Raw genomic sequence first — 9,882 nt, forward strand, 5'->3', positions numbered from 1 at the left:
TTATTGTGCGAAAGCGAAGCGACAGCAACACACACGACTTAGTGACCAACATCCCGTTGGCCCAAAGCCCCTGGTAGATGACAAGGATTTTGAGAAGGAACTTTTTGAGAGGGCTCGAAAAAATCTGGACGCAATTACGCTGGGGTGTAATTGGTTGCTACTTTAGTAAAAAAGGACTTTTTACTTAAAAGGTATTTATAGATCTTTGTCGAAATATAGTTGGAAAATAGGAAATTTATATGTTAGAAAGGGGGACTTTGAATGTTTATCAATGGTACAGAAATAGATTTGACGAACTTAGAAAAACCATTGCTATTGGTAAATGAGGATGAAGAGCTTTTGTTTCAACGGTTGATTCAGCCTACACTTGAATATGAGCTTATTCAATGTCAATTAGCGCTGTCCACAAGAAAATCGATCTCCCTTGTAAAGGATTTTTGGTTGGCTTTGTACAAGGGGCGAGAAAAATTATATATCAACAGCGGGCATGCAATGTTATACCCAATTCGTCTAATATTATTTGAGCTTGTGACACAGGCAGAACATTTTAAACGTTTGGCGAAAAAATCGTTAGGTGATGAATGCCTCTCTCTTATCTATGCTGTTGTCCTTTTACAATTTACCTTACAATGGCTGAAGGATAGATTTCAAAATAACAATGAAGTGTATGAAGCAATGAAATTATTATACAGAGCGACTGATGACTATTTAGATGAGGAGCAAGTTCCAATATCAAGGGAACATTTGATTGCCCAAGCAATTGCAGTGAAGGCAATTCGTTATGAGGTAAAGGAAAACGCCCAAGAGTTTGCGAGCTTACTTTATCAAACCTATAATTTTCTAAACCATTTACATGATAAAGTAAAGGAAAAAGAGGGGGATGAAACAAATTCTCTACCATCAATGAGGGATGTGGCAGATATTTTGAACTTATTTTATAGTGAGCGTTACACAACGGATAATCCCAGCTTTACAGGATGATTGCTTAAGCAGTCTGTCCTGTTTTTTTATGGAATATAAATGAATTAAAGCATTATTTTCTGAAATTTCTTTAAAATTATTTCTTTGATATGTTATATATGCTATCATTACTTATTATTTTAACCTATTTTTAAGTAGAGGGGTAATTTGATGTAAGGATATATTACATGAAATGGAGTGATATATGTGAGTAAATTTAACTTGAATTCCGTAAAGGCGAATGTCCAATTATGGTGGAATTATCAATTAAATAAAAAGACAATACAAATGAAGGAAGAAATGTTTGAAGATATTGCAAAAACACGAGTGGATTTACTAAAAAATTGGACACATGATCGCTGGGTATCACTTGAAAATAGGGCGCAGATCATTGCTCAAACAGAGCATCGATTCCTAGAATCCTTTTTACAAGAATCCAAGGAGAAAAGTACATATTTTACTGAATTATTTTTAATAGATTCAACACTAAAGGTCTTTGCTTCTAGTTATTCTCAGCATGCAGGTAAGATATATTCAGATGATGTTCAGATGATAAGTAAGGCTATTCAACAAGTTATAGCAACAAAAGAGCCTTTATTATTTGGACCATTTATTGACCCTCTAACAGAGCACATAGGTGCCAAATCCTCTAAATTTCATGATGCGGTTACATTGTTATTTTTACAACCAGTTTTAGAGAAACAACAGTTACATAGTGTGCTAGCTGCTCGTGTACCAAATGATGTACTAGGTGATTTAATCCAACGTGAAGCGGGCCATATTTATCCGCAATCAGGGGATAATTATTTGTTTATGGCGCGTTCCAATTTTGATGCGTCTATTTCTCAAGGAGCTGCGCTTTCTCGTAGTCGATTTGAGGACAGCTCAATATCCTTTGGCGCTAATTTGAAATCTGGGATTGAAACTAAAAATGGAAATATAGTAAAGGTAAACAAACATACAGAGTTCGAATTAACATTCTTAAATTCTTCTGCCCCCCAAATACATTCCGGTGTTACAAGCACCATACAAAATGGACAAAATGTAGCTATACATTTTCCAGGTTATGCAGATTATCGAGGTGTTCCAGTTGTAGGTAGCGGGAAAATCTTTCAGCTTCCTCATTCTCCTGATGAATGGGGGATAATGTGTGAGGCTGATTTATATGAAGTGTACAATGAACGATCCATTGGCTTTACTTTAGCGAGCAGCTTTATAATTTTTATGCTGATGAATATTTTTCTATTTCAATTATTGACATGGTTACAGCTTCCTAACATGCTTATCTTTTGTATTAATGTGATGTATGGTACAGTTGGTGCCTGGTATTTCTTAATGAAGCGTTTAGCACCGATAACAAGCAAGCTTGAGAATATGACGGGAATGATTCATAAAATCTCTGAAGGTGCTGGTGATTTAACAATCCGTACTCCTGAAACGATGCTGACTCGGGATGAAATAGGAGATATGGGTCGTGCAATTAACAATTTTGTAGATAGTCAAGGAGAGTTATTAGCAAGGGTACAACGATCATCCCATGATGTTGAGTCAACTAATAGTACCCTACAAAATCGTGCGGTGCAGGTAGAGACTGATTCGTTAATAGTGTTACAGCAAATGAAAGAAATGCATATAGCCATTCAACATCAGTTGTATAATGTTCAACAAGCGATGGGGCATATTGAAGAAATTCAAGAAAAAATGCATGCAATGGAAATAAATGCAGATGAACAATTAAAAATAGCTCAACGACAGGTTGAAGATATCAATGAGGAAATGAAAAAAATTGTAGGAAAGGTACAATCGACATTGCAACTCACTTCAACCTTCCAACAATCTTCTGAAAGCATTGGAAATGTTGTCTTATCAATTAATGCAATTGCTGAGCAAACAAATCTATTAGCCTTAAATGCTTCTATTGAGGCAGCAAGAGCTGGTGAACATGGAAAGGGTTTTGCGGTAGTAGCAGAAGAAATACGCAAGCTATCGATGCAAACAAAGAATGCAACCGAAGAGATCCATTCAACTTTACATAGTATAGAAACAAGCTCGGAGAATATTCAGCAGTCTATTAAAGCAAGCAGTATAGAAGTGGAACAGGGTGCTAACTTCATAAAAGGTGTTCATGCGATGTTGATGAATATGTCAACTCGTTCATCAAAAAATCATGAAACCGAAGAAATGAAAAATATCATTCAAAGTATTGCAGCGAGTAGTGAACAAAATGTACGGGTAGTCACTCAAGTTTCTGCGTCAACAGAGGAAATGATGGGGCAAATTAAGCAAGCACGCTTTAATTCTGAGCGATCATCTTTAGTAATTGGCAGGCTCGCATATGCAGTGTCGAAATTTAAGGTGAAATAAAAGTGATATTAGTTGGGACAGGGCTGCTTGAATTTAACCTTTCATTAAAATAAAAACTTATTGAAAAGTTTCTTAATTCTTGGAGGGAAATAATGACAACAGAACGATTTTTGAAGAATATTAATAACTTGATGCGAATGCACTCAGAAGGGCTTCTTGGTGGAGAAACAATGCCTGAAGACATACTGATTGGTGTTGTATCAGAAGAGGATTTATTAGAAGTATTAACGTTAGCTATGGCTTTAAATTATCAAAGAAATTCTTATAAACTGTGGGAGTCAGTTGTAAAAGCATATCAAGATGAAGAAACGAGGTGGATTTTTAATCCGAGTATTGTTGTAAATAGAGATATTGATGTGATTCGAGAGGCATTACTTCTTCATCGTGTAGGATTACAGCCTAATCGACATCCGGAAATTTGGCAGCGTGTAGCTAGAGGAATAGTTCATTCTTCAGCAAAAGGAAATGTCCTTGGTCTTATTGAATCTGTTCAATTTGATATTCATTCATTGAAAGAATTAATGCAAGGTACAAGAAAATACGATTTTCCTTATCTATCTGGACCAAAAATATTCAATTACTGGCTTTATGTTGTGGAGAGCTATACAGAAATTTGTTGGAATTCCCGTGAACTAATGACAATAGCACCTGATACTCATATTTTAAAGGCTACCGTTAAATTAGGTTTATGTTCAGAGGAGGTATTAAGAGGTAAAACCAATGATAGAAAAATTGTAGCTAACGCTTGGGAGAGGGTACTCAAAGGAACTGGAATAATACCGATTGATGTGCACACGCCGTTATGGCTATGGTCTCGGGCTGGATTTCCTGTTTTGAAAGATTCTTAAAGATATGGAGATGTTAAAAGGACAATACATATTAGTGATATAACATATATTGTCCTTTTTTGAAATGCCTGATTTTCTGCGGATTATGAAATTATTTTTGTTCCTTATGGAAAGATTTAAGCTTTTCGTAGATGCCTGCCATTCGTTTTTCTTCACCAGCAATAACAGGCGTATAAAATTCAACACCAACAAGCTCGTCGGGTAAATACTGTTGATCAACCCAACCACCGAAAGTACCAATTGGGGTGTTATGTGGATATTGATAGCCCACATGTCCTAAATCTTTTGCTCCCTCGTAATGAGCATCACGTAAATGATGTGGAATATCACCTGTTTTTCCTTCGTGGATGCTAGCAATGGCAGCATCAATAGCTACAATAGCGGAATTGGATTTTGATGCTAGGCACATTTCGATCACAGCACTAGCAAGGGGGATACGAGCCTCAGGTAAGCCTAAACGCTCTGCTGCTTGAACGGCGGCAAGCATATGTGCACCGACATCTGGCTGTGCTAGTCCTATATCCTCATAAGCCATGACAAGTAAACGTCTGCTGACAGCGACTAGATCACCAGTTTCTAGTAAATGTGCTAAATAATATAGTGCGGCATTGGTATCACTACCTCGCACAGATTTTTGTAATGCAGATAGCAAATTGTAAAAATGAGATCCTTTTTTGTCACCATATACACCGATTCTTCCGATAAGATGTTTGATAATATGATCTGCCGCAATGGTTTGACCGTCTACCTCATCACTTGCATAATAAATGGATTCAAGCAATGTTAGTGCCTTGCGTGCATCTCCGTTAGCAGCACCGGCAATTTGTTCAATTTGTCCATCTGTTAAGATGAAATGCTGTTTGCCTAATCCGCGTTTTTCATCAGCAAGTGCCTTTTTCACAAGCTCCATCAGATTTTCCTGCGTTAGCCGTTTTAGTTGATAGATTTCTCCACAGCGGGAGCGAATCGCTGGATTGACGTCATGATATGGATTCTCAGTAGTTGCTCCAATAAGTACAATGGAGCCATTTTCAACATGGGGTAGCAAAGTATCCTGCTGTAATTTATTAAAGCGATGAATTTCATCCAAAAAAAGTAATACCTTCCCTGAGATTCTTGCTTCCTGTACAATATCCTCAACGTCTTTTTTCCCAGCACGTGTAGCATTCAGAGCAAAGAAGGGGAGTTTTGAGCTTCCAGCTATTGCATTCGCAATCGACGTTTTACCAATACCAGGCTCACCGTATAAGAGCATAGAAGGAACATGCTCATTTTGAATCATTTTATAAAGAGCGGTAGTAGGACCAATAAACTCTTGATGACCGACAATTTCATCAAGACTTAATGGTCGCATGCGGTAAGCAAGTGGTTCGTTATGCATTAAAAATACCCCCTTTAAACGTAATGTATATGAGCTGAAATAAAGCGTCAACGTATTTTGTCAATCTGAATTAATGCACAATTATTAGTATATCATAACTATTCAAGAGTATTTCCGAGTTCTTCAAGAGGAGATTATGATATACTGTTGGTAGTATTTTTGACTAGACTAATTGAGGGTGATAAAATGAAAATTTCAACTAAAGGCCGTTATGGGCTAACGATTATGATTGAATTAGCAAAGCATTATGGAGAAGGTCCTATACCGTTACGTAAAATTGCCGCAGAAAAGGATTTATCGGAGGCATACTTAGAGCAATTAGTATCCCCGCTACGTAATTCAGGCTTAGTAAAGAGTGTGCGTGGTGCCTATGGTGGTTATATGCTAGCGAATCAACCAAGTGAGATTTCAGCAGCTAATGTAATTAGTGTTTTAGAGGGACCTATCCAGCCGGTTGAAGGAATTGAAAATGAGGAAGCACCTCAGCGAGAGCTATGGCTTCGCATTCGCGATGCTGTGAAAAATGTGCTGGATACAACTACTATTGAGGATTTAGCACAATATACTGAGGAAAATGTAGTGGAAGGCTATATGTTCTATATTTAATTAAGTTTAGGCTAAAGCATCATTATTCTTATTTGGTAGGGATACTGGTGCTTTAGCGCTTTTCGTACAAAGGAGTTTTCAACATGAATTCATATATTTATCTCGATCATGCGGCAACAGCACCTATGAATGATAAGGTCATCCATGCTATGACTGTTGCAATGCAGGATGTTTATGGAAATGCATCGAGTATTCATGGAGCAGGTCGAGAGGCACGAAAATATTTAGATGATGCACGTGAAGTATTAGCCAAATCAATTGGTGCTCAACCTGGAGAAATTATTTTAACAAGTGGTGGCACTGAGGCGGATAATACAGCAATACTGGGAACTGTTTATGCTCGAGCTAGTGAAGGAAAACATATTATTACTACACAAATTGAACACCATGCGGTGCTACACACATGTGAAAAACTTGAGCGAGATGGCTTTGACGTAACCTATTTACCAGTAGATGAAATGGGACGTGTTTCTGTAGAAGATGTGCGGAATGCATTACGTGAGGATACAATTTTAGTTACGATTATGTATGGGAATAATGAGGTCGGAACAATTCAACCTATTGCTGAAATTGGTAAACTGTTACTAGAACATAAGGCCACTTTCCATACAGATGCAGTGCAGGCATACGGTTTAGAGACATTAAGTGTTGCTGATTTACATGTGGATTTACTAAGTGTTTCTGCGCATAAAATAAACGGTCCTAAAGGAATTGGCTTCCTTTACCAAAAAACGGGAACTCAGCTTGCTAGCTATGCTCTAGGTGGTCAACAGGAGAAAAAACGTCGTGCGGGTACTGAAAATGTACCTGCAATTATTGGTTTTGCGACAGCTGTTCAAATTGCAAATGACTTGCGTGAAGAGAAGCGAGCACTGTACAATCGCTTTAAGCAAATTATGCTTGATATTTTTACGCAAGAAAAGCTGACATACCATGTAAATGGAGATGTAGAAAATATACTTCCACATCTTTTAAATGTAAGTTTCACTGGTATGGAAGTAGAGTCATTCCTTGTAAATCTTGATATGGCAGGTATTTGTGTGTCAAGTGGCTCTGCTTGTACTGCGGGTTCCATTGACCCATCTCATGTTTTAGTTGCAATGTTTGAACAAGGAGCAGAAGAGTTACGTAACTCAATTCGTTTTAGCTTTGGGCAAGGTTTAACGGAAGAAGATATACGATATGCCGCTGAAAAAACAGCAGCTGTTGTGAAAAGGCTTGCGAAAAAATAAAGTATATAACGCTTAACTTATTTTATCTTCATTCAGCAGAAGACTCCCGCCTTTACAGGTGGAGAGATAAATGCAGTATTGTTTCTTTTTCAGTGGGTGTCTAAACACCAACTGAAATAGAGGAACTCAGGCTAAGAACTTCACTTCCTGTGAAAACGCCTGAGTGACCAACATCATGTTGCTGCCGCTGCGTTAGCACTTCGCACAAAAAACATCTGTTGGCCCAAAGCTTCCGGCGGATGTCACGGATTTTCAAAGGAATGAATAAAAGGATGTTAGCCTAAAATCTTCGCATCCTGCGAACACGGCTAACTGACCTGCATCGGTAAAAACGCCACGTCCTGTGGCATTACCGAAATGACCGACATCGTGTCGGCCCTCGTGCAGGCCTGGGCACAATTCAAAATCCGGACGCATTGTTTATCTGTGCGAAAGCGAAGCGACAGCCACAATTACGCCAAGGCGAAATTGATGAAATTTCAAGAAAAGAAAAGGTGACCACAATGAAAGAAACACGTGACCCCTCACAAATTCGTGTTGTTGTCGGCATGTCAGGCGGGGTAGATTCTTCGGTTGCAGCATATTTGCTGAAACAACAGGGGTATGAGGTAATCGGGATATTTATGAAAAACTGGGATGACACAGACGAAAATGGCGTTTGTACAGCTACTGAAGATTATGATGATGTTATTAAAGTATGTAACCAAATTGGAATTCCGTACTATGCAGTCAACTTTGAAAAGCAATATTGGGATAAGGTTTTCACATACTTTTTAGAGGAATATAAAGCAGGACGAACACCAAACCCTGATGTAATGTGCAATAAGGAAATAAAGTTCAAAGCCTTTTTAGAGCATGCGATGGATTTAGGGGCTGATTATTTAGCGACAGGACATTATGCTAGAATCGATCGTAGTGATGATGGTGAAGTAAAAATGCTCCGTGGAATAGATGATAATAAGGATCAAACATATTTCCTAAACCAACTATCTCAGGAGCAATTATCACATGTTATGTTTCCAATTGGTGATATTGAGAAAAAAGAGGTTCGAAAAATTGCAGAAGAAGCTGGTTTAGCGACGGCTAAGAAAAAAGATTCAACAGGAATCTGCTTTATTGGAGAACGTAATTTCAAAGAATTTTTAAGTCAATATTTACCAGCTCAACCTGGTAAAATGGAGACAATGGATGGCATTGTCATGGGGCAGCATGATGGATTAATGTACTATACACTAGGTCAACGACATGGTCTTGGGATTGGTGGAGACGGAGAACCTTGGTTTGTGCTTGGGAAAGATTTGGAACGCAATGTATTACTTGTTGGTCAAGGCTTTGACAACGAGTATTCATACTCTACATCATTAACTGCTGTAAAAATGAACTATACTTCGACAAAAAAATTGCCTGGGAAATTTTCATGCACAGCAAAATTCCGTTATCGTCAAACAGATACATCAGTAGAAGTAGAAGTTTTAGAAGATGGACGTACCCAAATTACATTTGATGAGCCAGTACGTGCAATTACACCTGGACAAGCTGTTGTTTTATATGATGGTGAAGAATGCTTAGGCGGCGGCACAATCGATGAGGTTTTTAAAAATAACGAAATACTAACATATGTTGGATAATTAGTGAAAAGACTGCTGTAATTGCTTTATATGAGCAGTCTTTCGCTATGTAGAGGTGAACGTAAAATATGAATTTTAACGAAAAGGGCATTTTAGCCTTTCAAGAAAAGCGCTATGAAGATGCTGCACAACTTTTTACACAAGCAATTGAAGCAGAACCGCAAAATGCAATTGGCTATGTCAACTTTGGAAATCTTTTAGCAGTTTTAGAGGATACTGAGCGTGCAGAGAGATTCTTTCAAAAAGCCATCACTGTAGATGAAACGGCAGCAACTGCTTACTATGGCTTGGCTAATTTATACTATAATGTTGAACGCTATGCAGAAGCCGTAAAACTATATGAGCAAGCACTAAAGCATAAAATAGAAGGTGCAGATGTGTATTATATGATAGGTAAATGCTTTGAGCGTATGGAGAATTCGAGACTGGCACTGCCATATTTACAACGTGCTAGTGAGCTTGCGCCAGAGGATACACAAATTCGTCTTGCCTATGCAATCATACTGTGTGCACTTGAAATGTTTGCAGAAGGGAAGAAGGAATTGGATCAGTTAATTGAACAGGATTGGAATAATGCTGATGCACACTATAATTTAGGTGTACTTTATGCTGTGTCCACTGAACAAACAGAAGAGGCAATGTATCATCTAAAACAAGCTTTTACCCTACAACCTGACTATGACCAAGCACGTTATATTTATGATATGATTGCGCAACGCTTTAACTAATATAGAAGTAGCAAGTGTCATTTCATGAACTTGCTGCTCATAGTGTTGAAAAACTAATTGGTCAAGGGACTCTTTGTGAATACTACTAATTCAAATGAAGGTGATTTCCGTTCCAGGCTACTCGCTTTCCAGTGG

At 38.0% G+C, this 9,882-nt stretch carries 8 protein-coding genes; 7 read left to right on the top strand and 1 reads right to left on the bottom strand.

Features of this window, described 5'->3' with window-relative positions:
* Positions 1–261 precede the first annotated feature (261 nt).
* From AC3WOM_RS18135 to AC3WOM_RS18145, 3 genes are all read left to right on the top strand, one after another.
* A complete protein-coding gene (locus AC3WOM_RS18135) occupies positions 262–981 on the top strand; it encodes a hypothetical protein (protein ID WP_427547398.1) in 720 nt (239 codons plus the stop codon).
* A 186-nt stretch (positions 982–1,167) separates the two neighbouring features.
* Positions 1,168–3,324: a methyl-accepting chemotaxis protein gene (locus AC3WOM_RS18140; protein ID WP_492447857.1), complete on the top strand. Its 2,157-nt coding sequence runs from the start codon at positions 1,168–1,170 to the stop codon at positions 3,322–3,324.
* 92 nt (positions 3,325–3,416) lie between these two features.
* Entirely contained in the window at positions 3,417–4,172 is a 756-nt protein-coding gene (locus tag AC3WOM_RS18145) for a hypothetical protein (RefSeq protein ID WP_492447858.1), read from the top strand.
* 91 nt (positions 4,173–4,263) lie between these two features.
* Here the strand turns inward: AC3WOM_RS18145 and AC3WOM_RS18150 are convergent, their stop codons facing one another.
* Positions 4,264–5,553: a replication-associated recombination protein A gene (locus tag AC3WOM_RS18150; RefSeq protein WP_492447860.1), complete on the bottom strand. Its 1,290-nt coding sequence runs from the start codon at positions 5,551–5,553 to the stop codon at positions 4,264–4,266.
* A 186-nt stretch (positions 5,554–5,739) separates the two neighbouring features.
* Here AC3WOM_RS18150 and cymR point away from each other — a divergent pair, with 186 nt between their 5' ends.
* The 4 genes from cymR to AC3WOM_RS18170 all read left to right on the top strand — a co-directional run bounded on the left by cymR (position 5,740) and on the right by AC3WOM_RS18170 (position 9,747).
* Complete coding sequence (cymR, locus tag AC3WOM_RS18155; protein ID WP_427547410.1) at positions 5,740–6,159, top strand: cysteine metabolism transcriptional regulator CymR; 420 nt, start codon at positions 5,740–5,742, stop codon at positions 6,157–6,159.
* An 83-nt stretch (positions 6,160–6,242) separates the two neighbouring features.
* The gene (locus AC3WOM_RS18160; RefSeq protein ID WP_492447861.1) at positions 6,243–7,391 is read left to right on the top strand and encodes a cysteine desulfurase family protein; all 1,149 of its coding nucleotides are present in this window, start codon (positions 6,243–6,245) and stop codon (positions 7,389–7,391) included.
* A gap of 503 nt (positions 7,392–7,894) precedes the next feature.
* Positions 7,895–9,019, top strand: a complete 1,125-nt coding sequence (gene mnmA / locus AC3WOM_RS18165) for a tRNA 2-thiouridine(34) synthase MnmA (protein WP_492447862.1) — start codon at positions 7,895–7,897, stop codon at positions 9,017–9,019.
* A gap of 68 nt (positions 9,020–9,087) precedes the next feature.
* Complete coding sequence (locus AC3WOM_RS18170) at positions 9,088–9,747, top strand: tetratricopeptide repeat protein (RefSeq protein ID WP_492447863.1); 660 nt, start codon at positions 9,088–9,090, stop codon at positions 9,745–9,747.
* The last annotated feature ends 135 nt before the right edge of the window (positions 9,748–9,882 follow it).

This window comes from Lysinibacillus sp. FW301-JW8 (assembly GCF_058788755.1).

Excerpts from the sequence above, each read along its gene's own strand:
- cymR (WP_427547410.1), top strand. The coding sequence starts at position 5,740 with ATGAAAATTTCAACTAAAGGCCGTTATGGGCTAACGATTATGATTGAA.
- AC3WOM_RS18170 (WP_492447863.1), top strand. The coding sequence starts at position 9,088 with ATGAATTTTAACGAAAAGGGCATTTTAGCCTTTCAAGAAAAGCGCTAT.
- mnmA (WP_492447862.1), top strand. The coding sequence starts at position 7,895 with ATGAAAGAAACACGTGACCCCTCACAAATTCGTGTTGTTGTCGGCATG.
- AC3WOM_RS18150 (WP_492447860.1), bottom strand. The coding sequence starts at position 5,553 with ATGCATAACGAACCACTTGCTTACCGCATGCGACCATTAAGTCTTGAT.
- AC3WOM_RS18160 (WP_492447861.1), top strand. The coding sequence starts at position 6,243 with ATGAATTCATATATTTATCTCGATCATGCGGCAACAGCACCTATGAAT.
- AC3WOM_RS18145 (WP_492447858.1), top strand. The coding sequence starts at position 3,417 with ATGACAACAGAACGATTTTTGAAGAATATTAATAACTTGATGCGAATG.
- AC3WOM_RS18135 (WP_427547398.1), top strand. The coding sequence starts at position 262 with ATGTTTATCAATGGTACAGAAATAGATTTGACGAACTTAGAAAAACCA.